Raw genomic sequence first — 24,135 nt, forward strand, 5'->3', positions numbered from 1 at the left:
CACCTAACCCCAATCGCTCAAATTCAACCGGCATCGCTCGCCCACACTCACCCAAAAATCGAAAAGAACGAAAATTTTCGGGCATCGGGGTACAAAACCGGGCACGCCGTCGCGTCTCGGTGCTATATTCGCTGAGGCGCCGGCCCCACTGTCTGAGGCCGCACCAACACACCCGCACACATACGCATACCAGCGACGGTATGCCACATAGTGAAAGGCACCCATCATGCCCGCACCCTTCACCGATTTGATTGGCACCGATTCGTTCACCGAGTCCCTACGCCAGGAGAACCTCGCCACCTGGCTTTCCGCCACGAATCACCGCTTTGTTGCTGAGCTTTTTGACGGCTCGATTGCCCCGCAGGTCATGGCGGGGTACCTGGTGCAGGATTACCGCTTCCTCGATACCTTCCTCGCCCTGATTGGTGGCGCTATCACCAACGCCGATACTCTCGCGGGCCGCCTGCGCCTCTCCAAGTTCGCGGGCGAAATCGCCGGTGACGAGAACACCTACTTCCTGCGCAGCTTTGAGACTTTGGGCGTGACCGAGCATCAGCGTGAATCCATGCCCGATACGGAGGCGACCACCGGCTTCAAGCGCCTCTTCCTGGATGCGGCGGCAAGCGGCAGCTACGCGGCGATCCTGTCGGTGCTGGTGGTGTGTGAGGGTCTGTACCTGGATTGGGCGTCCAAGGCTCCCGCTAAGCGCCCCGATTCTTTTGTGCACCACGAGTGGATCACCCTGCACGACTACCCGGAGTTCCGTGAACTGGTTGATTTCCTGCGCCGCGAACTGGACCGTGTGGGCCCGTCCGATGCGCAGCGCGCCCGCGAGTTCTTTAGCCGCGCGGTGGAGCTGGAGCAGCTGTTCTTTGACGAGTCGTACACCCACCCGCTGCCCTAAGTAGTACCCTTGATGAAACCCCCGGAAGGTTCCGCCCGCCGCTGAGTTGCGGGCACCTCCCGGGGGTTTTGCGTGCTGAAGAGGCCCTGAAGGCGCCACGAAAGCGTCCCGAAAGCGCGCCCATCTGCGTAAAATAGCATGTCATAAAACGGAACATTTAGGCTGATGGCGTGCCATTTGGTGGTGTGAGAAGCTAGGATAAATGAGGTACCGCTTCCGGGGTGCTGGCTATGCCGCGCCGGTAAGTATCACCGTAAAACACTATCTGAAGGAGTCGTATGAGTACCGCCGCATCGAGTACTACCGAGCCCACCCACGCTGAAAAAGAAGCGCACCACGGGCACGCGGGAACCACGGGCAGCTACTCAGACCGACAGCTCGGATTCTGGCTGGTTGGCGCCGGCCTGATTGCGCTGATTTCTTCGGCGATTCTGGTGTATGAGCGCCTGCAGATTTACATTGATGCCGGCCATTCCACGGTCTGCGATATTAACGCCCTGCTCAGCTGCGGCACGGTGATGCGCACCCCGCAGGCGGAGGCTTTCGGCTTCCCGAACCCGTTCATCGGCCTGGTGGGCTTCTCGATTGTGGTGACGATCGGCGCCGCGATGATGGCGGGTGCACAGTTCAAGAAGTGGTTCTGGGTGTGCATGAATATTGGTTTGGCGGCGGCGACCGCATTCATCATGTGGCTGTGGTACCAGACGACGTTCCAAATCAACGCCCTGTGCCTGTTCTGCATGATCGTGTGGGTTATGACCATCACGCTTTTTGTGAAGACCACGGTCCGCAACGTCTCGGCGGGTGTTGTCCCGGCCTCGCAGTCGATGCGTGAGAGCGCTCGCGGCTGGTCCTGGTTTGCGATTAGCCTGTGGCTGATCCTGATTTTCGGCATTATTGTGATCCGCTTCTTTGAGGTCATTGTGAATATGATGCGCTAAGCGTTCATCTCTGAGCTTGGTTTGAGGGCCGATGCCCCGAACACGCAACGCCCCGGTGCCTGTTGGTGCTGGGGCGTTGCTGTGTCTGCGGGCGGGTGAGGTTGTGCTGGGCTGGGGCACAGAGCTGGGGTGCCGTGTAGCGGGGGAGGCGCCGGTGATCCCGCTGGTGGTGGTCAGCGGGGAAGCGGCGCGGGTGCGTATAATGGTCAGGTATATTCTTGAGCGGCATCGGTCGGAGCGGTCCGCGGGTTTTACCTGCGGCGTCGGTTGCCTGCCGTTCTGATGGACACTAGATTCTTGATACCCCTTCGAGGAGAACCGTGAAGACTGCCGGAATTGCCGCAATGGGCGTTGCTGCCGTTATTTTTCTGACTGCCCTGCTGTTGCTGACCGCCGGTCACTTCTCGCTGCTGTGGGTGATTCTGCTGGTGGTTTCTCCGTTCGTTTTTATTCTGGGTGTTCCGTTTGCGACCGGTTCCGGTCCGGAGTACCTGCCGACCGACCCGAAGCTTGCTCAGCAGGCTCGTGAGGCGCGCGATGCGGAGCTGGGCCTCGACTAGCTTCTAGAGGCTAGCCCCTTCTCTGATAGTTTTTTGAAGCCGGGTGTGCGTAGTGGCACGCCCGGCTTTGCTGTACCCGCCATGCGCCCGCACAACAACACCCGCCGTAATGTGTCCCATGTAATGTGCCCTCGCATCCTGCCGGGAACTGGAGCCCGGATAGGACGGGTGGGGTGGCTTAGAGGCACCCTCTACCGGGTATAATGGAACACGGTGTCTTGTGCGCCCCGCACGCGCATAAAGATCCCCACCAACGCATCGAGGGAGAGTACCCGAAGAGCGTCGGCTATAAGCCGCGGAGCATAACTGTCGCACCGCGCGGGCCGCCCGCCTCGGCGAAGAAACCCGAAGACCGGCAGGGCACCCAGGAAGGGTGTGAGCGTGCCGTGCTCGAGAGCGAGGTGGCTGTGACCGTCGCGGCGCGCTCTGCGTTCCGCCCGCTCGCCCCCTACGGCAGAAGCACTGAACGAGATAGTGCCCGGTAGCGCCAACGAACGCGCACCGTAGGGTGAGGCTTGAGCCGCGGTGGCAGCAACTAGGCTTTGCGCTGTATGCGCGCTGTTAAAATCCTTGCGGTGCGGAGCAGGGTGTAACGAAAGAAGATTAATGTCTGACGAGAAGAACGTCGAACTTGGGGTTTTTGAGGCGCTGAACGCCCTCGCGGAGGAGAAGAACGCCTCTGCAGAGACCCGTGAAACTCTGCGTAAGAATGTTCGCGAGAGCTCTGACGCCCAGCAGGGTACTGAGCGTCGCCGTCCGGGTCGCCCGAAGAAGGAGAAGGCTCCTGAGGTTCCCCTGGATGAGGCGATTGCTGCCGGCCTGACCAACCTGCGTAACGCTAAGGCTAAGCACGCGCCGGCACCTAAGGTTGCCGCTCCCGTTGTGTCTGAGACCGAGGTTGCTTCTACTCTGGATAGCCTGTTTGAGGCTGCTGAGAAGAAGGCGGCTGAGCCTGCTGTCGCGGAGAAGGCCGCGAAGGTGGAGACCATCGAGAAAACTGCAAAGGTTGAGACTGTCGAGAAGACCGCGAAGGTTGAGACTGTCGAGAAGACCGCGAAGGTAGAGGAAGTTGTCGCTCCCGCCGCCGAGTCTGCCGTTGAGGTGAAGGAAGAGACCGCCAAGGTTGAGGTCGTAACTCCCGCACAGGCTGCTGAGAAGACCGAGGCTACCGCTGAAGCTGCTGAGCAGAAGGCTGAAGAGGCCGCCGCAGAGCAGCCCGCTGAGGCTACTGTAGTTGCTGAGGAGTCTGCAACCGAAGAAGCTGAGGCACCCGCCGCAGAAGAGCCCGCAGCTGAGGAGCCTGAAGTAGCTCCCGAGCCGGTCAAGACCATTAGCGATCTGCAGCGCGAAAAGCTGCAGGAGCTGCGCTCGCGTACCCCCATGGGTGCGATGCCGCTGTTCATGGCACCCGAGCCGGAGGAGCTGAGCGAGCTCGCTGTCGCCGCCAAGCTGGAGCGTGAGGCACGCCGCGCCGCTGCCGAGGAGCAGAAGCGTAAGGAGCGCATGGAGCGCCGCCGCGAGGAGGCCGCCGCTGAGGCCGAGGTGACGAGCCACCGTCGCCGTCGCCGTCGCCGCGGTACCGAAGATATTGAGATTGAGGGCGGCGTTGATGATGACGTTGAGACCGTCACCAAGGTGCGTGCACCGCGCCTGGCTGACTCTCACGCATCCAACACTGTGACCGGTGTGCGCGGTTCTACCCGCCTGGAGGCGAAGCGCGTGCGCCGCCGCGAGTCCCGCTCCCTGGGTCGCCGCCGCCACATCGTGACTGAGGCTGAGTTCCTGGCTCGCCGCGAGTCCGTGGACCGCCAGATGCTGGTTCGTCAGAAGGACGGCCGCATCCAGATTGGTGTGCTTGAGGACGGCGTGCTGGCTGAGCACTTCGTGTCCAAGACCCAGCAGGATTCCCTGATTGGTAACGTGTACCTGGGTAAGGTTCAGAACGTTCTGCCGTCCATGGAAGCTGCGTTCGTTGACATTGGACGCGGCCGCAACGCTGTGCTGTACGCGGGCGAGGTCAACTGGGATGTGACCGGCCTGGACGGTGCACCCCGCAAGATTGAGAACGCCCTGAAGCCCGGCGATTCGGTTCTGGTGCAGGTCACCAAGGACCCGATTGGTCACAAGGGTGCCCGCCTGACCAGCCAGGTTTCCCTGCCCGGTCGCTTCCTGGTGTACGTGCCGGGTGGTTCGATGACCGGTATTTCCCGCAAGCTGCCCGATACTGAGCGTGCTCGCCTGAAGAAGATTCTGAAGGACAAGTTGCCCGAGGGTGCTGGCGTGATTGTTCGTACCGCGGCGGAGGGTGCTTCTGAGGAGGAGCTGACCCACGATATTAACCGTCTGCGTGCGCAGTGGGAAGAGATTCAGGAGAAGGCTAACTCCCGCAAGGTGCTGGCTCCGGAGATGCTCTACCAGGAGCCCGACCTGATGATTAAGACCGTGCGTGACGTCTTCAACGAGGACTTCACCGCGATGATCGTTCAGGGTGAGAACGCGTGGGATTCCATTGAGGCGTACGTGACGTACGTGGCGCCGGACCTGGTTTCCCGCCTGCAGCAGTGGGATGGCGACGACGACCTCTTCGACCACTACCGCATCAACGAGCAGCTGGCGAAGGCACTGGACCGTAAGGTGTACCTGCCGTCGGGTGGTTCGCTGGTGATTGACCGTACCGAAGCCATGACCGTGGTGGACGTGAACACCGGTAAGTTCACCGGTAGCGGCGGCAACCTGGAAGAGACTGTCACCAAGAACAACCTGGAAGCTGCTGAGGAGATTGTCCGTCAGCTGCGTCTGCGCGATATCGGCGGCATTATCGTCATTGACTTCATTGACATGGTGCTTGAGTCGAACCGTGACCTGGTTCTGCGTCGCCTGATTGAGTGCCTGGGTCGTGACCGCACCAAGCATCAGGTGGCTGAGGTGACTTCGCTGGGTCTGGTTCAGATGACCCGTAAGCGCCTGGGTACCGGTCTGCTTGAGGTCTTCTCGGAGCCCTGTGAGCAGTGTGCCGGTCGTGGCCTGGTGGTTCACGATCAGCCGCTGAGCGGTCGTAGCGGTGGCGCGTCGGATTACATCCACCGCCATGAGCGTAATGACCGTAAGCGTAGCCGTGCCGCTGCTCGCGAGGATTCTCGTGACCAGCAGAAGCAGGATGCTCTGGAGTCGAAGAAGGCTGAGCGCCGTAACGCTATGGCTGCGGTGGCTGCCGCATCCGCTCACAGTGAGGAAGCTTCGGAGGAGACCGCTTCGACCCGTAAGAAGCGTAAGCGCCGCAAGCGTTCGCGCCGCGCGGAGACCGCTGAGCTTTCGCTTGAGCAGGAGATTCAGGGTATTGCCGAGGCTGCCAGCGAGCAGGCTCACGCGGAGGTTGCTCAGCGTGAGGACAAGGTCGCTGAGGTCACCGAGGGCAACTGGATTGGTGAGCAGGGCGGTTTCTCCCTGGAGCAGTTGGCGAGCGCGTTCGACCGCGTGGAGGAGCAGTCCGCTGAGGATTCTTCGAAGGAGCCTGCTGAGGGCCGTTCGGAGGAGCGTCGTTCGTCCAAGCGTGGCGAGAAGAAGTCTTCTCGTAACCGCCAGCGCCGCGAGCTGACCGATGCGGATATTGCCGCTGTGGAGGGCTCCGGCGCGGGTTCGCTGGAGGACGAGCACCACGTTGACCCGGAGCTCGACCCGCGCTTTACCCGCTCCTCGGATCGTTTTGAGGCGATTCGCGCTGGCGAGGCGAAGGCTCGTGCTTCTCAGAAGGCTGGCCGTCTTGCCCGTGCTGAGGGTGAGTCGTTCCGTTCGGGCCGTGAGGATCGTTCGGAGGAGCGTCGTTCGTCCAAGCGTCAGAACGCTGATTGGAAGAACGCTGAGCAGCAGAACGCTGAGGCAACCTCCGCTGAGGTAAACTCGGGTGTGCAGAAGGCTCAGGATTCCAAGCGTGTTGAGCGTGAGGACCTGCGCATTGAGGATGTTCGTGAGACTCCGCGTGCGTCCCGTCGTCGTGCTCGTCGCGCCGCTGATGAGAAGCGCGCCGAGCAGGCAGCTGAGCAGGCAGCCGCAAAGTCTGATAAGGTTGAGAAGTCTGAGCCTCGCACGGTTGTGACCGGCGTGATTGGTGCTCCGGCTGTGACCGGTGTGGTGGGCGCAGCTCCCGCAGTGGTTGAGGTTCCGGTTGAGGAGGCTCAGAAGCCTGCGGCTCAGGTGCCCGGTTCGACCCCGCGTAAGCGTCGCACTCGCCGTGCGGCTTCGAGCGCCGGTGCCGGTGCTCAGGTCGTGACCGTGGACGTTTCCGAGCGTGCTGAGGGTTCCGTGGTTGCTTCCGCTTCTGTTGCGGATGTGGTTCCGGTGTCTGATGACGCTTCGGCCCCTGTTTTGTTCGGCATTGGCGTTGCTGCTGCCGACATTAAGCGTGAAGGTAAGGACGATTAGTCTTTAGCTTCCGATCATCGGAATTCCGATGGTGTGTTGTATATGAGATAGCCTCGGTAGGGTGAGCCGGAACTTCCCTACCGAGGCTATTTTTTTCTGTGCGTGTGCTGCGTCATTTTAAAGGCGCTATTAAGAGTGCGGTGCAGTATTAGAGGAGCATCACGTGGTGTCTGCGGATAATCCGTGAAACTATCTATTGCGCGGCGCGTAGATCATGCCGTATCCTTAAGGACTGGTGTTTATCTCAGTGAAGCCCTATCGACGCAGGGCCAGCGGGAGACACCGCTCCCACCCGCATCGTCTTCGGCGCGGTCGAGTGATCGGCTGAGTTTGGAACGTGCGGGAGAGAGACACCACCGGTGAGCCTCGCGTGTTGGCTTCGGCGGGCAATCCCGTCGGAACGCACGGGCCGTTCCTCCTTGTTCGCGGTCATTTGACTGGCGGGGGAGGGCGCACAGCAATGAAAGCGCAGGCTGCTCATTCGTGTGAGATCCAAGAAGCAAGTTGTCGAGAAAAGTGAGTCCCATAGTGGCATACGCGATTGTACGCGCTGGCGGCCGCCAGGAGAAGGTTTCCGTAGGCGACCTCGTTACCCTTGACCGTGTTGCAGGCGAGCCCGGCAGCACCATCGAGCTGCCCGTGCTGCTGCTCGTCGACGGTGACAAGGTCACCGCTGACGCAAAGTCCCTGGCTTCCGCCAAGGTTGTTGCTGAGAAGGTTGAGGACCTGCGCGGTCCGAAGATCGTTATTCAGAAGTACAAGAACAAGACCGGTTACAAGAAGCGTCAGGGCTTCCGCGCCGAGCTGACCACCGTCAAGATTACCGCTATCAACGCGTAATCGAAACGACCGGAATTCAACCCTAAGGTAGGAATACAGAATGGCACACAAGAAGGGCGCAAGCTCCACCCGTAACGGCCGTGACTCGAACCCCCAGTACCTCGGTGTTAAGCGCTACGGCGGCCAGTCCGTCAACGCAGGCGAGATTCTCGTTCGCCAGCGCGGCACCCACTTCCACCCCGGCCTGAACGTTGGCCGCGGTGGCGACGACACCCTGTTCGCTCTGGCAGCAGGCACCGTCGAATTCGGTACCCGCAAGGGCCGCAAGGTCGTTAACATCCTGGCAGCAGCTGAGTAATACTCACCGCTAGGGCAGAGGGGGTAGGCGTTAGTCTACCCCCTCTCGCTATGACCTCGAATGCCGTGGATGCCCGCCTGTGCTGGGCTCCACGATGAGGCGCACCCCAACCCGGTCGCGCCTGCCGCCGCATCCGCAGCATGATTGGTGTGTGCCGTGCGGTGGCGAAGTGAAGATTTTCCAAGATAAGGAGAACCCGTGGCAGAGTTCGTGGACCGCGTGGTCTTGCATGTATCTGGCGGTCGCGGAGGTAACGGCTGCGTCTCCGTGCGACGTGAAAAGTTTAAGCCCCTGGGCGGCCCTAACGGCGGTAACGGTGGTAATGGTGGCGCGGTGATTCTGCGCGTGGATAACCAGACCACGACCCTGCTGGAGTACCACCACAGCCCGCATCAGCACGCCCCGAATGGCGATATTGGTCGTGGTGATATGCACCACGGCTTTAACGGTGAGGACCTGATTCTGACCGTGCCGCAGGGTACCGTGGTGAAGGACCGCGAGGGTAATGTTTTGGCTGACCTGCTGCGTGTGGGCGACGAGTATGTTGCTGCCCGCGGCGGTATGGGCGGTCTGGGTAACGCTGCGTTGGCTTCGGCTAAGCGTAAGGCTCCCGGTTTTGCCCTGTTGGGCACCCCCGGTGAAGAGGCTGATATTGTTCTGGAGCTCAAGTCCATTGCGGATGTGGCTCTGGTGGGTTACCCCTCGGCGGGTAAGTCTTCGTTGATTGCTGCGATTTCTGCGGCGCGTCCGAAGATTGCTGATTACCCGTTCACCACCCTGATCCCGAACCTGGGTGTGGTGCAGGCGGGCGATGTTCGCTACACCGTGGCGGATGTTCCGGGTCTGATTGAGGGCGCTTCGGAGGGCCGCGGTCTGGGTCACCGCTTCCTGCGCCATGTGGAGCGTTCTTCGGCTCTGGTGCACGTGATTGACTGCGCTACTTTGGAGCCGGGCCGCGACCCGATTAGTGACTTTGAGGTGATTCGCGGCGAGCTGCAGAACTATGAGGTTGACCCGACTGCGGGTGTGACCGTGCCGCTGCATGAGCGTCCGCAGATTGTGGTGCTCAATAAGATTGATGTTCCTGAGGCTCGTGAGCTGGCGGAGTTTGTTCGCCCCGAGTTTGAGGAGATGGGCTTTAAGGTCTTCGAGATTTCGACGGCTTCCCACGAGGGTCTGAAGCCCCTGATCTTTGCGATGGCAAAGCTCGTTGAGGAGGACCGCGAGGCTCGTGCCGCTGCCGAGAAGGAAGCGGAGCGCGTGGTTGTTGAGGCTCCTGTGGTTCGCCCGAAGGGCTTCCGCGGTAAGAAGAAGCAGGAGTTCATTATTCGCCGCGAGGAGCGTAACCTTGAGCCGCTGTTCCGCGTGATTGGTGAGAAGCCTGAGCGTTGGATTCAGCAGACTGACTTCAATAATGATGAGGCTGTCGGCTACCTGGCGGACCGCCTGGCGCGCCTGGGCGTTGAGGATGAGCTGTTTAAGGCTGGTGCTCGTGCCGGTGACGCCGTGGTGATTGGCGAGAACGACAACTCGGTGATCTTCGATTGGGAGCCGACCATGGTCGGTGGCGCTGAGCTGCTGTCCTCCCCGCGTGGTACGGACGCTCGTCTGGAAGAGATCATTCGCCCGACTCGTGCGCAGAAGCGTGTGGAGTACAAGGAGCGTATGGACGCGAAGGCGGAGGCTCGTGCCGAGCTGGAGTCCGAGCGTGTTGCAGGCGTGTGGACTGAGTCGGTTGAGTACCGCAAGAAGTTGAAGGAAGGCAAGGTCGACGAGAATATCGACATGCCGAACGTTGAGGACTAGTAGCTAGGCGTTAGCTGTTGCCCAGACAGCTGTTACCTCGACGATGATTGGTGCCGCGCACCGGGGTTTGCTCCGGTGCGCGGTGCTTTCTTTATGTGCTGTGTGGTTGCCTCTCGCGCCGGATGTGCGCGTCGGAACATACGGGCGATTCTGCTGGCGATTCTGTGGGTGAACCTGTGGTCGGGTGTGCTGGCTGGGTATTCCACTGGCGGCTTAGCTCACCCCCGTCATTTCGGTTTTTTTGACCGCAAGCAGGTAGCATAGAGGGGAATGTACGCGGGCCATTTTCGGTGTTGCGTACCTTCTGTGTACCTGCCCGCATCCGCACCTGTGGTGGCTCCTTAAGCTGCTGTGGCGCGGTCTCTGTCCCCAGCAAGGACGGCATTTGTGACTGACCAGCCTGTTCACCTTGATTTTGGTGCTCCGAGCACCGAGTCGATTCCCCCGCGCATTCCCGGTCGGGTGCGTCTGGGCGTGATGGGTGGAACTTTCGACCCGATTCACCACGGACACCTGGTGGCGGCTAGCGAAGTTGCCGCCGTGTTCGACCTGGACGAGGTCGTGTTTGTTCCGACCGGTCAGCCCTGGCAGAAGGTGGGGGAGCGGCACGTGAGTGACGCTGAGCATCGCTACCTGATGACGGTGATTGCGACCGCGTCGAACCCGCGTTTTACGGTGAGCCGTATTGATATTGACCGTGGCGGCGCCACCTACACCTTTGATACGCTTAACGAGCTGCGTGCCCTGCGCCCGGATGCTGACCTGTTCTTCATTACCGGTGCGGACGCGATTAGCCAGATTATGACCTGGCGCAATGCCCATAAGCTGTGGGATTTGGCGACTTTTGTGGGCGTGACCCGCCCCGATCATGAGCTGGATCCGCCGATGGCTGAGGGTCGTCATATTACGACCCTGAAGATTCCTGCGATGGCGATTTCTTCGACCGATATTCGTCGCCGCGCAGCTGAAGACGCCCCCATCTGGTACCTGGTGCCCGATGGTGTGGTGCAGTACATTGCTAAGTACGGCCTGTACAAGAAGGACGCCTTGACGGCGTACCGTGACGGCTTGCCCCGCGTGAAGGATGAGTCTGGGCAGGCACCCCAATCGACGAATAATGAGGGAACACATGAGTGAAGCTACGGGTTCGAAGCCCTATAGCGAGGACGAAGCGTACCTCTACGAGACGTACGTGACCGAGGACGGCATTGAGGTGCCGCCGCCTACTAAGGTGATGGGTCCGCGCCGTCTTGCCCGCTACCGTGAAGAAGTTGCCGAGTACTTGCGTGCGGCCCGCCGCGGTGAGCCCGCGAAGCCTGTTGAGAACATGGGCTCCGTGGTTTATACGAACGCTATTGACCCGCAGGTTCTGGCTGTTCAGCGTCGTTTTGCGGCACTGGCGGCTCAGGGCAAGATTGACACTGAGGCGAACGATGAGGAGAAGCTGCACGAGCCTGCTCCTTTGACCAGTAGCCTGCGTGTTCTGCGCCCCGAAGAGATCGCGCAGAACCGTGTGGATGCGACCAGCCCCTCCGCGGTGGATAACCCGATGACTTCTTCAATCCCGGTCATTGCCGTGGTCAAGGAGGAGAAGCCTGAACCCGAGCTGCACCAGTACCTGGTGCGCGATGAGCCGAAGGTTGAGGAGCTGGACAGCTCTGACATTGAGGCTGAGCAGACCGAGGTTGCTTCCGTTGAGGAAGAGACCGTTGAGGTTACTGAGGTTGAAGAGTCCGCTGACGAGCTGCCCACCCGCGTGAGCGCGGTGAACGCTCAGGGTCTTGACCTGAGCGTGCTGGATAGCGCCTCCGCAGGGGATACCGTAGATTCGGTGGACGGCGACCCGACTGTTGCTCTGAGCCCGGATGAGGTTGAGGAGCTGCTGCAGCGCATGGTGGATCGTCAGGGTCCCGACGAGGCACTGGTCGAGGAAACCGCTGAGGAGTCCGACAAGGATTCTGAGGATGAAGAGTCTAAGTCGGCTGAGTCGAAGTCTGCTTCGGCTGCATCTGCTGAGGCTTCGAAGGATGCTGAATCCAAGGAAGCTGCGTCGAAGGAAGCTGGGGAAGACTCTGCTTCTGAGAGTGCTGTTGAGAAGGCTGAAAAGGTTCTGCAACCTGCACAGAAGCCCTCCCTGGCGTGGCTGTGGATTGTGCTGCTGATCGCCCTGGTCGTTGTCGGTCTGATTATGATTTTTGGCCCTAAGTAGGCCGTGAACAATGCACCCCTGTTGCGGGTGCTGCCGGCGGGTGTTCTGCCGGCAAGGAAGGAAAATATGACTGCTGCACAGTCCTCGATTGAGGCTCTGCGCATTGCCGCCCGCGCTGCGGAGGAGAAGCAGGGAACTAACCTGTTCGCTGTGGATGCTTCCGACGCGATGGGTCTGATTGATGGCTTCCTGGTGGTTTCTGCCCACAACGAGCGCCTCGTGAACGCTGTTGCGGATGAGGTTGAGGATGCTCTGCGTGAGCAGGCTGACCTGAAGCCGGTTCGCCGTGAGGGCCGTTCCTCGGGTCGTTGGATTCTGTTGGACTTCGGCGATATTGTCGTGCACGTTCAGCATGAGGAGGACCGCGAGTTCTACGCTCTGGATCGTCTGTGGGCTGAGGCTCCGCGTATTGAGCTGGGCGTTGAGAACGAGGCTCCCTTCGACATCGAGGGTGAGACTGAGGAGGATGCTGCACGCATCATTCCCGCTCAGGATGAGGCGTAGGCTTCCGCTTGATTTTTAGTTGATGAGGGGGTGGGCCCTGTTGGCGCTGTATGGTGCCGCGGGGTCCGCCCCTTTTCTGCGTATTTCGAGGGTGTTTCTGCCCGCCTGGTTTCCCTTTCTGGTTACCTGATTGCCCCTTCTGCCTGCCCGGTTGCCCCGGAACTTTTTTGGGTTTTTGGGTGCGCTGGTTTGCATCGCTGTCCGTGGTGTGTGTAATATATTCATGTTGCCTCGTTGAGGTCACTAACAGAATATGGGGATATGGCGCAGCTGGTAGCGCACCTGCATGGCATGCAGGGGGTCAGGGGTTCGAGTCCCCTTATCTCCACGTTTTCCTCGGTTGAGGAGCTTTTCGCCCGGTTCTTGTGAATCGGGCGATTTTGCTATCTGCCGATAACTCTCGATAGTCAACAACGCAGTTCATAGTTGAGGAGAAGCGCATGGGAGCGCACACACATCACGGCCACCACGGGCATCACCATGGGCACGACCATTCGCATGCCCCGAGTCCGGAGGATGCCGCCTCGATGCGCCCGCGCCTGCTGATTGCGTTCAGCTTGGCGGTTGTTATTGTGTTGGCGCAGGCGATTGGTTCGTTGGTCACGGGAAGTCTTGCGCTGCTGACCGATACGGCGCACGCCATTACGGACGCGTCCGGCCTGCTGGTGGCGCTCACGGCGGCTTCGCTGATGACGCGCCCGGCGACCTCCCGCCGCACGTGGGGTTTCCGCCGCATTGAGGTGCTTGCCGCCCTCGGGCAGTCGGTGCTGCTGCTGGCGGTGGGTATCTACACGGCGGTGGAGGGCGTGCATCGCCTGTTCGCCCCGCCGGAGGTGCCCGGCACCGAACTGCTGATTTTTGGTGTGGTTGGCCTGGTGGCGAACGCTATTGGTATTGCGGTGCTGGCTACGGCGAGGAACGCGAACTTCAATATGCGCGCCGCGTTCCTGGAGGTGCTCAATGACGCCCTGGGTTCGCTGGGTGTGATTGTGGCGGCTATCGTGATTTGGTTGACCGGCTTTTACCAGGCGGACGCCCTGGCGGGTCTGCTGATTGCGGCGCTGATTGTGCCGCGTGCGGCGCGTCTGATGAAGCAGACTACGGCGGTGCTTATGGAGTTCACCCCGGACGGCCTGGACCTGGATGCGATGCGTGAGCATATCTTGAGTGTTGACGGTGTGGTGGAGGTGCACGATGTGCATGCTTCGACGGTGGCGACCGGCCTGCCGGTGGTGACCGCGCACGTGGTGGTTGCCGATTCGTGCTTCCATGACGGCTCTGCGGTGGCGATTCTGGACCGTATCCGTTCGTGCGTGGCGAGCCATTTTGAGGTGTCGGTGGAGCACTCGACCTTCCAGCTGGAGACCGCCGAGTTGGGTGGTCGTGAACCGGATTCGGTTCGCCACCCCTAAGCCACCTGAACCCCTAGGCCACCTGAAAACCTTGCGTGTGTGATTTCTGCGTGCCGAAATAGCGGGGGGAGAGGCGACCGTGATATTTGGCGGCTTATATTTGGTCGCTTCAACACGCAAAAGATACACTCTTTAGGGAGCAAAAGGCGCTCCTCACCCACACACTTTGACAGGCTCGCGGGCAGGCTCTTTAGTTTGGTAGCCGCGGTAGCCTGCAACGATGAGCGCCTCAGCCTGGCCGAAACGGAACAGTGGGCGGGCGCATCCTGAAATTTTTGACGAGAACAACCACGATTAGCAGCAGATACGGAACACTATGCATTCACCTATTGCCACTTACCTGACCGAGACCCTCGAGTCGGTCGCTTCTGATACCTCCGGTGAGCTGGCAAACTACATTCCGGAACTTGCCGCCGTGGACCCGGACAAGCTCGCCGCGTCCATCGCCATGGTTGATGGTGAGCAGTACGCCGCCGGTGACTCCGATGTGGAATTCACGATCCAGTCGATTTCTAAGCCGTTCGTGTATGCCCTGGCACTCGCGGACCGCGGCTATGATGACGTGCTTGCGAAGGTGGGCGTGGAGCCTTCCGGTGAGCCGTTCAACGAGCTGTCCCTGGAGGACGGCTCCGGTAAGCCGCTGAACCCGATGATTAACGCCGGCGCGATTACCACCCATTCGCTGGTGGGCCCTCCCGGTGCGACGCAGGGCGAGCGCATGGAGCGCGTCATTTCTGGTCTGTCTGCGTTTGCGGGCCGCCGCCTGTCGGTGAACGAGCGCGTGTACGAGTCTGAGCTGGAGCACGCGCACCGCAACTACGCGATTGCGCACATGCTGCGCGGCCACGGCATCCTGACCGGTGACCCGACCGTGGCGGTGCAGGGTTATACCCGCCAGTGCTCGCTGATGGTGACGGTCAAGGATTTGGCGTTGATGGCGGCGACTTTGGCGAACTATGGTGTGCATCCGGTGACGGGTGAGCAGGTGGTTCCTAAGACTGTGGTGCGTCAGGTGCTGAGCGTCATGTTCACGTGCGGTATGTATAACGCGGCGGGCGACTGGGCGACCCAGGTGGGTGTTCCGGCGAAGAGCGGCGTGGGCGGCGGCATTATTGGTGCGGTGCCCGGTCAGCTGGGTGTGGCGACGTTCTCGCCGCGCCTGGACGGTCACGGTAACAGTGTGCGCGGCGTGGAGCTGTTTGAGCAGTTCTCTGATGACATGGGCATGCACGTGATGAACGTTCCGACGGTGGCTCGTTCGGCGTTGCGCGCGAACTACCAGATCGGTTCGGGGGACGAGTCGATGCGCCTGATTCAGTTGCAGGGCCGTATCCGTTTTGCGGGTGTGGAGCGCGTGATTCGTGAGATTGTGGAATCCCCGATGGAGGGTTCGAAGGTCGCCCTGGATGTGACGCGCGTGTATGCGGTGGATGAGGTCGCTCAGAGCATGCTCCTGGAGCTGATGCGTCGCCTGCGTAATGACGGGTACAAGGTGTACCTGATTGATAATGACGAGACGATCACGAACACGGATGCGCTGCGCAGCATGGGTGTGAAGGTTCTGACGAACCCGGCGGCGGTGACTTCTGCCGAGTCGGACGCTGAGCGTGTGGCTGAGGCGGACGCCGAAGAAGCTGCGGAGGCTGCGGCTCTGGAGGCGCTGAATGCGCTGGAATCCGCTAAGGCGGAGCAGCCGGAAGCTTCGGAGTCCGAGTAGGTTTCTCTCCGCGTACTTGGATGTACGATTGTGTGAACTTATATATTGAGGCCCCTTTCCCGGGCGCGTTGTGAACGCGTTCTGGGGGAGGGGCCTTGCTGTACTTAGAATTGCGCCCTGCGCTGTGGTTGGAGCTGTAGCTGGATTACCTGGGTTACTTGGATTGCCTGGCGTGCGGGGATTACCTTGCGTGCGGATAGCTTAGGGTGCTGAGCGTGGTATTCGGCGAGCGAGTGGAACGAATGCGCGTAAAGGTTCTTTTATCGCGGCGTTATTACTCATTACGTAATATTTTGAATTTTTCGATATCTAACGGTGGTCTCATCATACACTCGTAATATGAACACTGTTCCACACTCAGAAACACCTATCACTACTCGTCAATCCGCTATTACTGACCTCACTGCTGACCGGGCGGTGGCGGGCGCCTCTGCCCGCGCCTCCATGGGGCGACGGGAACTCTTACAACACGTTGGTACCTTTGGTCTAGGCGCGGTGAGCTTCGGCGTGCTGGGTCTTGGCATCACCGGCTGCACCCCGTCTGCTGCGGAAGGCGCCCACGGAGCGGCGGCTGGCGGGTCTGCCTCGGGTAGCGCATCCGGTAGTGCCTCAGGTAGCGCCTCGGCGACTCCTTCGGCAAGCTCGGCGGCTACCTCCTCCGCATCTGCGACTGCGACCTCGTCGAACCCGGTTCCCGCAGCGCGCGCCTGGACCGGCCCGCAGACCGGCCTACCCGGTGAGGGCAAGTACATTGCGTGGACGGTTGATGACGGCGCTGACCCGGAGGTGGTGCGCGCCTACGCGGAGTTTGCTCACCGTACCGGCACGCGCCTCACTTTCTTTATTAATGGTCAGTACCCGGCGTTTAAGCAGCATCGTGACCTGTTGTTGCCGCTGGTGAAGAGCGGCCAGTTGCAGATTGCGAACCATACGTATAGTCATGCGGCGTTGACGAGCCTGACGGATGAGCAGATTGTGCATGAGCTGACCCGTAATGATGAGGAGATTATGCGGCTTTTTGGGGTGTCTTCGAAGCCGTATTTCCGCCCGCCGTACGGGTATTATGATGCGCGCGTGTTGGCGGCTGCGGCGTCGTGTGGTTTTACGCGCCCGGTGTTGTGGTACGGGTCGTTGGCGGATTCTTCTAATATTTCTTCGGCTGAGGTGTATGCCTATGCGGAGAAGTATGCGTTGGCTCAGCATATTGTGATTGGGCATTTGAATTATCGGGGTGTGGTGTCTGAGCTGGACCGTATTCGGGCGTTGTTGGATCGGCGCGGTTTGACGACTGTCACGATTCGTGACTATTACGGGTAGTGCGGGGGAGTCCTGGCGGGGGTTCCGGTGGGTATACTGGGAGGCATGATGAAGCTTCCTCAGAACCCTATCCTTCGGCAGGTGCACCGTTTCCGTGAGTCGCTGCTGCTTCTGCTGTATTATTCGCTGTCTTTTCTGGGTGTGCGGTGGGTGCGCTCGGGGCATCCGCGTGTGGCGGCGGTGTGGTCTGTGGGTTTGTGGCTGAATTTGGTGGTGCGCGGTATGGGTCAGCTGGTGCGTATGCTGGTGCCGGTTCTGCAGGATGCGGAGGCGCGCCGTGCTCGCGCTGAGCGTGCCCGCGCCTACCAGCCGCGCTAGCCCTGCTGCCCGCAGGTTCTTACCCCGCGCGGATTCTAGGCTGATATGACGAAGCCCCCTTGTACTAGAAATAGCACGAGGGGACTTCGTTTTTAACGTTAGCTTGGTTTCTTTGTCGCTGAAATTTCTATTTCTTCTTTTTGTCAGTCCATTCGCAGGCGATACCGTCATCGTCTCTATCCAACTCAGCCCGATAGCCAGGTTCACCCCGGTGTATGGGCGCAGCACCTGCAGCTCGGGCTTCAGCACAGTTCTTGTAATACACGCTGGACTGCGCCGGGGCTTCCTGAGTAGGCACTTTCTGAACGGGAGCAACTGCCGCAGGCTCCTGAGCTGGAGCCTGCGTTGCCACGCGAGTAGGCCTTGGTTTCGTGGCTCGTGGAGTAGGAGTATATGTCTCCCACGGAGCTACAGAAGGACTGGGAGTTGGTGAAGGCGAAGGAGTTCGTTTAGGACGTTTAGTTTTACTAGGCTTGGGTGAAGGGGTCTTTGAAGCAGAGTCTTTAGCAGGTACAGTTTTCTGTTCAGAGGTCTCCGTCGAGCAACCGGTCAGAAGCAGGGCACCCGCAAGAACACCAACGGTCGCGGCGTGAATTTTCAACACAATATTCCTTTATAAAGTGAGTGGACAAGGATGTTCACCGTAGAACACACACTCAAGTGTAAAGGAAAACTATCCCACCCGCAGGCACTATTGAGCCTTTCAAGCATTCTGACAAGGGAAGAAACACCAACCGGGCACAGCAAAGCCCCCTCGTACCGGTTCACACAAGAACCGGTACAAGGGGGCTTCGCTATATATTCGCTATATCTAGGGGCACCAGCCGGAGGCGCTAGGGGAGTAGCGCCCCCACTGGGATAGCTCTAGCGGGAAGCACTAGCCAGAACCGTTGCCCAGATCCGCTGCCCAGAACCATTGCCCAGAGCCGCCGCTAGGAGCAGTTGCCGTTCATATCGCAGGACGGACCCGCCTCCGAGGCACCCGCCAGCGGGTTCAACAACTCAACCTGATGGGTCTGCTCCCACACCTGACGCAGCGCCTGCACCAGCGCCTCCGCAGGCTGCGCACCACTGACCGCCCACTTCGACTCAATCAAGAAGAACGGCACACCGTTAATGCCCAGCTGGCGCGCCAACTGCTCATCAGCACGCACGTGCTCCGCGTAACGGTCGCTCTTCAACACCGCCTCAACCTCGGCAGTATCCAGGACAATCTCAGAGGCGATATCCAGAATCGACTCGTGATCCTGAACCGAACGGCCCTGGGTAAAGTACGCCTTCTTAAACGCCTCCTCCGCCGCCGACGCCAAGCCCTGCTCCGCCGCATAGTGAATCACACGGTGCGCATCAAACGTGTTACCGTAGCGTGCCTGCCGCCAATTGAAATCCAAACCGACCTCGCGGGCGCGCTCCGCCAACGACTCCTGGGTCGCAATCGCCTGCTCCAACGGCATCTGATACTTGCTAGCAATCATCTCCGGCAGCGAACCAGCCGGGTACTCCGTAGCCGACGGGTCCAGCTCAAAGCTATGCCACACCACCTCAACCTCGTCACGGTGCTCAAACTCGGCGAGCGCCTGCTCCAGGTTACGCTTGCCCACGTAGCAGAAGGGGCACACAATATCGGACCAAATATCAATACGCATGGTATCTATTCCTTTCACACTCGGATGCGGCAGCTGCCGCAACTGTACGCTCACCTAACGCCCCGGCCGCAGTGATTATTCCCCGGCGTTTATTCCCGCCGCTAGTTTCAAGCCCTGCCGAGTGCCGCCCCCTTATAGAAGATGCACGGATAAGAAGCCCCGGCGGGGACAACGCTAAAAACGCCAGCAGAGTTGGCGCGTTTTGCAGATTCCTGGCGCAAATTGCTGTATTGCTGGCGTCTTTTGCTCCGTATAGTAGTAACCACAAGGCAACGGAAACCACCGAAAAACTCGGCAGGAATCCACAACCAAGTTTCTAATCTTCAAGGAGAACACATCATGGCAACCGCACTCATCACCGGTTCTTACGGCGGCCTCGGCACCGAATTCGTCAACATCCACGCAGCAACCGGCGGCGACGTCATCCTGGTTGGCCGCAGCCAGAGCAAGCTCGACACACAGGCAGCACAGGTCGAAAAGGACTACGGCGTGAAGGCATACACCATCGCCGCTGACCTCTCCACCGAAGCAGCCGCCCAGCAGATCTTCGACGCGTGCCAGCAGCTCGGCATCCTGCCCGACTACTTCATCAACAACGCAGGCTTCGGCGGTCAGGGTGACTTCGCTCGTGAGCGTTCCATGGAAGATGACATGTCCATGATTGCTGTGAACATCGAATCCCCCACCCGCCTGCTCAAGCTCTTCCTGCCCGAAATGATCAAGCGCGGTTCCGGTAAGGTCCTCAACGTCTCCTCCACCGCAGCTACCATCCCCGGCCCGCTGCAGGCAGTCTACTACGCTACCAAGGCTTACATCACCAGCTGGTCCAACGCTCTGTGGCGTGAGGTTCAGGGCACCGGTGTGACCGTCTCCTGCCTGATGCCCGGCGCTATGGCAACCGGCTTCGCAGCAGCAGGCGGCCTGGACGACACCAAGCTCTTCGCTAACGCTGTCTCCCCGGCACAGGTTGCCAAGGACGGCTACGACGGCATGATTGCAGGCAAGATCAACGTTGTCTCCGGTCTGGTCGCGTGGCAGAAGCCCCTCATTTCCCTCTCCCCGATGATGCCGCGCAAGGCAATGCTGAACTTCGTCTACGACCAGCAGATTGCAGGTAGCGCAAAGTAACACCCTATGAAAACCTACATACTGGATGCCCAGTTCTCACAGCTCTTCACCGCCTTCGACATTGATCCCGGTGAAGTGCTCCGCAAAGCGGGCCTGGCAGAAGACCTCTTCAGCCGTTCAACACCCGCCCTGTCCGGCTCCGACTATCTAGCTCTCATGGAAGCAGTAGGGCAGTTGGCGCCCTCCGAGGACTTAGCGATCCGCCTGGCAACATCTGACGGTGTTGAGCGTTTCAGCCCGCCCATATTCGCGGCGTACTGCGCTCAAAACGGTCAGCGGTGCATCGAACGGTTAGCTCAGCATAAGCCCCTCATCGGGCCGATTCGTTACCGCCTCGAAACCCTGGGGCAGGAAAGCACCCTCTACATTGAGGCAGATGAACCCGGAATCCAGATCCCCGCATTCCTGGCAGAAGTCGAACACGCTTTTATCCTGCACATTATCCGCTCAGCAACCAAAGAGCAGATACAGCCCCTTCGCGTAGAAAGCGTCTACCCGGTCAGCTCCTCCCTCGAGAAACTGCTCGGTGTGCCGGTAGAAGTGACCGGAGTCAACGCCATCACCTTCAAACTCTCGGATCTGCAGATTCCCTTCATCTCCCACAATGAGAGCATGTGGTCCTACTTTGAGCCGGAGCTCTCACGCAGGCTCTCGCAACTGGACGTGGAGGACAGCACCTCAGCTCGAGTGCGTGCCGCCCTGGTGGAACTCCTCCCGGCGGGGGAGAGCACCATCGAGGACGTAGCCCGCAAGCTCGTCACCAGCACCCGAACCCTGCAGCGGCAGCTCTCTGAGGAAGGCACCACCTTCCGTAAGCAGCTCAACCATGTGCGTCTGCTCCTTGCCAAGCAGTACCTATCCACCACGGATATGAGCATGGACTCTATCGCGTTCATGCTCGGCTACCTTGAAGCTAATAGCTTCGTGCGCGCCTTCACCCTCTGGACAGGTACCACGCCCGCCGCATACCGTGCCGAACACCGTCACGCGTAGACCCACGCATCAAGGTGCGGACACCATACGAATGAACGCATTGTGAGAACGCAAGGCCCCCTCGAACCGGGTTTTCCGGTGCGAGGGGGCTTTTACTGTATCTAGAGCTTTAGCCGAAACGACTAGCGGCGGGCAGTCGCCGAAGCGCTCGTCGTAGTAGCCGGCGCGGTCGTAGCCGCCGGAGCCGCCGTCGCACGAGCAGGCGGAGCAGTCGTTGCCGCCGGAGCCGTAGTAGCCTGCTGGCTAGCCGCTGCCTCATCCTCATAGCGAGTGGTCGGTGCCTGAGTCGGAGCCTCAGTAGTAGGCTCCGGGGTAGGGGCCTCGGTGGTCGCCTCAGGTGACGGGGTGTGCTCCTCCGGGGTGGGGGTCGGCGAAGGAGCCGCCGCCTTAATTTCTTCCTCGGATGCGTCACCGTAGTAGTCACGAATCGTCACCGCAGTCAGGCCGCGGTCATCGAGCAGGCCCTTCACCTTATCCAGGATCGGGATGATCGTCTCGTAGTTCAGGTGACCCAGCACAATCTGCTGCGGCAGCATGTAGCGGATGCAGCGCGTGTAAATCACGCGGGGGCTCGTCTTCGCCTCATCACCGGTAGTACCGTTCCACATGACCGGGCGGGTAAAACCAATCTCGCCGGCTGCCTTCAGCACCGCATCGTTATAGCGACCGTAAGGTGGGCGGAAGTACGGCTTCGACGAGACACCGAACATGCTCATAATCTCGTCTTCGTTACGCTGCAGCTCTTCCTTCACGCCCTCAGCGTCCAGGGTAGTCAGGTCGGCGTGGCTGTAGGTGTGGTTCGCAACCTGAATCTGACCGCTCTGAACCAGCGGACGCAGCAACGACACATGCTCCTTAAAACCGGTGTAAGAAGCGTTAATGAAGAACGTCAGGCGAGTATTCGTACGCTTCGAGAACTCAGCGTAACCGCGAATCGCCTCCGGGCTCGCGCCGTCATCAACAGTCCACGCAACATACTTACCCTCACCAATAAGAGAGTTGCCGATACCGGGCCATTCGCGCGGCTTATCAACCGGGTTGCCAGCAGCGGCAACGGTCGGCGAATTCGTAGGTGCGGGGCGAGTAGCAGCAGTAGTCTCGCCGCCAGCCTGATACGGAGTGAAATTACCGCTGGTGCCGTCGTAGTCATTCGACTTCTTCGAGCAGGCAGCAATCAGCGGAAGCATAGCGGTGCCGAGCACAAAAAGTCGGCGGTTAGGCTGTGAGTGGGTCATACTCTCCAGGATAACGCCCCCACCTGCAAGGAACGAATCTGAACGGCGAATACACCCCTAAATAATGCGCACATCACACCGCGCGCTCAGCACCACAGTATTAATAGGTATAAAAACTAGGTATAAGAACACAAAAATCAAGAAGCCGCAAGCCGGTAACGCTCCGCTAAACTAGTGGGATGGAGAATCTGGGCACTCACGAATTGCGCAACCTTGTGAACGATGCTGCCGACGAGGCAGTCAACATCGGCTACCGCGTTGCTGACCGGCTGCACAGGTGGCGCGAAAAGCGCGCCATCGCCGCCGGTCGCGAGCCTATCCTCGTGCCCACCGAAGGCTACGGACGCGCCGCCTCCGACGGCAACCCCGGCTGGGTCCGCGTTATCGCCCGTGCACTCTACAAAACGGTCACCCTCGAACGCCTGCTGCAGGTTGTAGAAGGTACCCAAGACACCGCCAACCCCATGCGCGGCTGGCGCTCCTTCACCGCCACCGCAATGTCCGATGCGCCCGTCACCATCGTCATCGACGGCACCAAGTATGAAGCGTACACCGACCGCGGCGGCGTGCTCGACGTCAAACTTAGCATCGACCTGGAACCCGGTATCCATGAAGTCATCATGTACGTGCCCGGCTCCCGCGCCGTAGCAACCAGCGTCTACATCGTTCCCGAAAGCCAGAAGCTCGGCGTCATCATGGACGTCGACGACACCGTCATGGTCACCATGCTACCGCGCCCCCTGGTTGCCGCCTGGAACTCCTTCATTCTCGACGAGCACGCACGCATCCCCACCCCCGGCATGGCGGTCATGACCGACCGTATCCGCCGCAGCCACCCGGATGCGCCGTTCATGTACCTGTCCACCGGCGCCTGGAACATCACCCCGACCCTGCGCCGCTTCCTCAGCCGCAACGGCTACCCGCGCGGCACGTTCCTGCTGACCGACTGGGGCCCCACCCCCGACCGCTGGTTCCGCTCCGGCACCAACCACAAGGTCGAGTCCCTGCGCCGCCTCGCCGAGGAATTCCCGCAGATGAAGTGGATCCTCGTCGGCGACGACGGGCAGCGCGACCCGTACATCTACAACGGCTTCGCGGTACGCTACCCGGACAACGTGGCGGCAATCGTCATCCGCAACCTGACCGTGGGGGAGACCATGCTCGCCTCCGGCCGCGTGTGGAGCGACTACCGCGCCGAACAGATGATGCGCTCGCCGCTGTGGATTGAAGCCACCGATGGCGTAACGCTCAGCAAGAAGCTGCGCGAGCTGGGCCTGATCGATTTCTAGCCGGTTGTGTTTCTCCTGCGCCTCACCGGTGCCTCACCGGTTGCTAAAACCAGTGCCGATACCCAGTAAACCCACCGCAAATACCGCGAAATACCGGTATATGCGGTGGGTTTTGCTGTTTCAGCGGAATTAACCAACTTAAACCCACGACACACCGGCTCATCAAAAAGAGTTAAAAATCTTTTCTACAGCTTTAATCACACAGCTTAAAGCCGCTCGAAGGGGGTTAACCCTCGCCATTAAGAAAGTCCGTTCTGCTTTAAAACCGCGCCGTTCCGCGCAAGAACGCGTGAGAGTTAAGATCTCTTTAAAATCAAGCCCGAATCTGCCGGGTTTTATGCCCCCGAAAGCATACATGAGGTTAACTGAACCTCAACTTGGCGGGCGAATGAACCCTTAAAAATCCTGACCAACTTAAACCCCACCTGTGGATAACCCGGCGCACCCCGCGAAAATCCAACGAACTAGCCCCGCGGCAGGGTGTGGATAAGCTGTAGACACCCCATCTTAAGTGGGTTCAGCTGTGGGTTTATCGAACGAAACACGCCCCTCACACCACATCATCTTGTGGTGCAGAAAAATCTCGACACTAGATGTAG

The 24,135-nt window shown here is 60.0% G+C and carries 20 protein-coding genes and 1 tRNA gene; 18 read left to right on the forward strand and 3 right to left on the reverse strand.

What is annotated here, in order from left to right; all coding sequences use genetic code 11:
* Positions 1–226 precede the first annotated feature (226 nt).
* The 15 genes from ACP3RB_RS03235 (at position 227) to ACP3RB_RS03305 (ending at position 17,245) form a co-directional block, all read left to right on the forward strand.
* The gene (locus ACP3RB_RS03235; RefSeq protein ID WP_311446125.1) at positions 227–904 is read left to right on the forward strand and encodes a TenA family protein; all 678 of its coding nucleotides are present in this window, start codon (positions 227–229) and stop codon (positions 902–904) included.
* Between the two features lie 278 nt (positions 905–1,182).
* The gene (locus ACP3RB_RS03240; protein ID WP_426699426.1) at positions 1,183–1,845 is read left to right on the forward strand and encodes a vitamin K epoxide reductase family protein; all 663 of its coding nucleotides are present in this window, start codon (positions 1,183–1,185) and stop codon (positions 1,843–1,845) included.
* A 320-nt stretch (positions 1,846–2,165) separates the two neighbouring features.
* Positions 2,166–2,405: a nucleoside-diphosphate sugar epimerase gene (locus tag ACP3RB_RS03245; RefSeq protein WP_070635093.1), complete on the forward strand. Its 240-nt coding sequence runs from the start codon at positions 2,166–2,168 to the stop codon at positions 2,403–2,405.
* A gap of 606 nt (positions 2,406–3,011) precedes the next feature.
* Positions 3,012–6,824, forward strand: coding sequence for an Rne/Rng family ribonuclease (locus ACP3RB_RS03250; protein WP_426699427.1), 3,813 nt, complete (start codon positions 3,012–3,014; stop codon positions 6,822–6,824).
* Positions 6,825–7,352: 528 nt separating this feature from the next.
* A complete protein-coding gene (gene rplU / locus ACP3RB_RS03255; protein WP_005505764.1) occupies positions 7,353–7,664 on the forward strand; it encodes a 50S ribosomal protein L21 in 312 nt (103 codons plus the stop codon).
* Positions 7,665–7,704: 40 nt separating this feature from the next.
* Positions 7,705–7,962, forward strand: coding sequence for a 50S ribosomal protein L27 (gene rpmA, locus ACP3RB_RS03260; protein WP_005505766.1), 258 nt, complete (start codon positions 7,705–7,707; stop codon positions 7,960–7,962).
* Positions 7,963–8,160: 198 nt separating this feature from the next.
* The gene (gene obgE, locus ACP3RB_RS03265) at positions 8,161–9,768 is read left to right on the forward strand and encodes a GTPase ObgE (RefSeq protein ID WP_426699428.1); all 1,608 of its coding nucleotides are present in this window, start codon (positions 8,161–8,163) and stop codon (positions 9,766–9,768) included.
* A 387-nt stretch (positions 9,769–10,155) separates the two neighbouring features.
* Positions 10,156–10,905 carry a nicotinate-nucleotide adenylyltransferase gene (gene nadD, locus ACP3RB_RS03270; protein WP_060824694.1) on the forward strand — a complete coding sequence of 250 codons (750 nt, stop codon included), beginning with the start codon at positions 10,156–10,158 and terminating at the stop codon, positions 10,903–10,905.
* Positions 10,898–11,977 carry a sulfite reductase subunit alpha gene (locus tag ACP3RB_RS03275; protein WP_311452213.1) on the forward strand — a complete coding sequence of 360 codons (1,080 nt, stop codon included), beginning with the start codon at positions 10,898–10,900 and terminating at the stop codon, positions 11,975–11,977. The genes nadD and ACP3RB_RS03275 overlap by 8 nt, the downstream gene beginning before the upstream one ends.
* Before the next feature lie 66 nt (positions 11,978–12,043).
* On the forward strand, positions 12,044–12,481 hold the full coding sequence (gene rsfS, locus ACP3RB_RS03280) for a ribosome silencing factor (RefSeq protein ID WP_005505774.1): 438 nt from the start codon (positions 12,044–12,046) through the stop codon (positions 12,479–12,481).
* 255 nt (positions 12,482–12,736) lie between these two features.
* A tRNA-Ala gene (locus tag ACP3RB_RS03285) sits at positions 12,737–12,809 on the forward strand.
* A 112-nt stretch (positions 12,810–12,921) separates the two neighbouring features.
* Positions 12,922–13,893 carry a cation diffusion facilitator family transporter gene (locus tag ACP3RB_RS03290; RefSeq protein WP_311452214.1) on the forward strand — a complete coding sequence of 324 codons (972 nt, stop codon included), beginning with the start codon at positions 12,922–12,924 and terminating at the stop codon, positions 13,891–13,893.
* A 316-nt stretch (positions 13,894–14,209) separates the two neighbouring features.
* On the forward strand, positions 14,210–15,610 hold the full coding sequence (locus tag ACP3RB_RS03295) for a glutaminase (RefSeq protein WP_070593382.1): 1,401 nt from the start codon (positions 14,210–14,212) through the stop codon (positions 15,608–15,610).
* Between the two features lie 495 nt (positions 15,611–16,105).
* On the forward strand, positions 16,106–16,927 hold the full coding sequence (locus ACP3RB_RS03300) for a polysaccharide deacetylase family protein (protein ID WP_426699429.1): 822 nt from the start codon (positions 16,106–16,108) through the stop codon (positions 16,925–16,927).
* Between the two features lie 45 nt (positions 16,928–16,972).
* The gene (locus ACP3RB_RS03305) at positions 16,973–17,245 is read left to right on the forward strand and encodes a hypothetical protein (protein WP_231917957.1); all 273 of its coding nucleotides are present in this window, start codon (positions 16,973–16,975) and stop codon (positions 17,243–17,245) included.
* 127 nt (positions 17,246–17,372) lie between these two features.
* Here the strand turns inward: ACP3RB_RS03305 and ACP3RB_RS03310 are convergent, their stop codons facing one another.
* Together ACP3RB_RS03310 and ACP3RB_RS03315 are read right to left on the reverse strand one after the other, a co-directional pair.
* Positions 17,373–17,849 carry an excalibur calcium-binding domain-containing protein gene (locus ACP3RB_RS03310; RefSeq protein WP_426699430.1) on the reverse strand — a complete coding sequence of 159 codons (477 nt, stop codon included), beginning with the start codon at positions 17,847–17,849 and terminating at the stop codon, positions 17,373–17,375.
* Between the two features lie 328 nt (positions 17,850–18,177).
* Positions 18,178–18,891 carry a DsbA family oxidoreductase gene (locus ACP3RB_RS03315; protein ID WP_426699431.1) on the reverse strand — a complete coding sequence of 238 codons (714 nt, stop codon included), beginning with the start codon at positions 18,889–18,891 and terminating at the stop codon, positions 18,178–18,180.
* 339 nt (positions 18,892–19,230) lie between these two features.
* Between ACP3RB_RS03315 and ACP3RB_RS03320 the strand changes: the two genes are divergently transcribed.
* Together ACP3RB_RS03320 and ACP3RB_RS03325 are read left to right on the forward strand one after the other, a co-directional pair.
* Positions 19,231–20,019, forward strand: a complete 789-nt coding sequence (locus ACP3RB_RS03320; RefSeq protein ID WP_426699432.1) for an SDR family NAD(P)-dependent oxidoreductase — start codon at positions 19,231–19,233, stop codon at positions 20,017–20,019.
* Positions 20,020–20,025: 6 nt separating this feature from the next.
* The gene (locus ACP3RB_RS03325) at positions 20,026–21,012 is read left to right on the forward strand and encodes a helix-turn-helix domain-containing protein (protein ID WP_426699433.1); all 987 of its coding nucleotides are present in this window, start codon (positions 20,026–20,028) and stop codon (positions 21,010–21,012) included.
* Between the two features lie 122 nt (positions 21,013–21,134).
* Here ACP3RB_RS03325 and ACP3RB_RS03330 read toward each other — a convergent pair whose 3' ends face one another.
* On the reverse strand, positions 21,135–22,247 hold the full coding sequence (locus ACP3RB_RS03330; protein ID WP_426699434.1) for a polysaccharide deacetylase family protein: 1,113 nt from the start codon (positions 22,245–22,247) through the stop codon (positions 21,135–21,137).
* Between the two features lie 179 nt (positions 22,248–22,426).
* On the opposite strand from ACP3RB_RS03330, the gene ACP3RB_RS03335 reads away from it, so the two are divergent.
* On the forward strand, positions 22,427–23,536 hold the full coding sequence (locus ACP3RB_RS03335; protein ID WP_311474030.1) for an App1 family protein: 1,110 nt from the start codon (positions 22,427–22,429) through the stop codon (positions 23,534–23,536).
* Positions 23,537–24,135 lie beyond the last annotated feature (599 nt).

The organism is Rothia mucilaginosa (genome assembly GCF_049990865.1).
GTDB lineage: Bacteria > Actinomycetota > Actinomycetes > Actinomycetales > Micrococcaceae > Rothia > Rothia mucilaginosa_I.